Origin of the sequence: Xenorhabdus sp. IM139775 (assembly GCF_028598745.1) — a bacterium.
In the GTDB taxonomy this organism is placed as follows: Bacteria; Pseudomonadota; Gammaproteobacteria; order Enterobacterales; family Enterobacteriaceae; genus Xenorhabdus.
In genome coordinates this window covers 1-863 of record NZ_JAQRFK010000218.1, presented here as the reverse complement: position 1 = coordinate 863, position 863 = coordinate 1, and the positions used below count along the sequence as shown (strand labels likewise).

Sequence of the window (863 nt, the reverse complement as noted above, 5' to 3'; positions counted from 1 at the left end):
ACCCCCAGACGTTTTGCTCTTTCCCATTGATAATCATCAGGATAATTTTGGACATCAATAAGGAGCGTCTCATCACTGATTTTCGTGGGGGGTTTATTACGGGCTACACAGGGTTCTATTTTGTGACTCCACCGAAACAAAGTGCGGATAGCGATCTCAAAGTGGGCACTCGTTTGTTCGAACGTCAACGAATGCTTGTCTTTGTATGCCAAAACTCTTTTTCGGAAATCGAGACTGTAACCCATTTCAACTCTGCCTTGTCATTGGAATTTGGGTATTATGACACAGTATTATGATTCTGCTATATTAATAAACCCCATGTTGGCATAAGCCCTTATCGAGCCGCCGGTGGGACTCGCGTGTAAAACACCACCGCCGCCCAATTGCAACGATTTATTCACGGCATGTTCAATCAAGATGTGCCCACTGTTTTGAATCCCCGGATGCGTCACGAAAACCAAAATCTCAGGTGAATGATTGACAAGATAAGCATCTACCGCAGCAAATGAATCAGATGATTTGTTCTCTTCAACAGCGAGGATCAACAGGCCAACAGGCGTCCATTTAAAATAAGAGATGAGGCAATAATATTCGGTTGTGGGATTCTTTCCCTCCTGTTTTTTATTTAACACACCATAGGCACATTTAAGCATGTCACACGTATCTTCATACCTGATTTGCCATTTTCGCCTATCTTCATCCAAACCTTGATCAAATATATTCTCCCACCCATCCAGCACGATTTGATTGCCCATATTATAAATAATATTTATTGTCTTCAGGATGGACTCTTCTTTTAACGTAATGAGCGCTTTCGGATAAAGAGAGATTGAAGAAATATCTGAGCTGGATTGCGCTCTATC

The 863-nt window shown here is 41.9% G+C and carries 2 protein-coding genes; both read right to left on the bottom strand.

What is annotated here, in order from left to right:
• On the bottom strand, nt 1-245 hold a 245-nt coding region (locus PSI17_RS17110), incomplete at its 3' end, for an IS630 transposase-related protein (protein ID WP_273553097.1).
• Between the two features lie 45 nt (nt 246-290).
• On the bottom strand, nt 291-863 hold a 573-nt coding region (locus PSI17_RS17105), incomplete at its 5' end, for a hypothetical protein (RefSeq protein ID WP_273553096.1).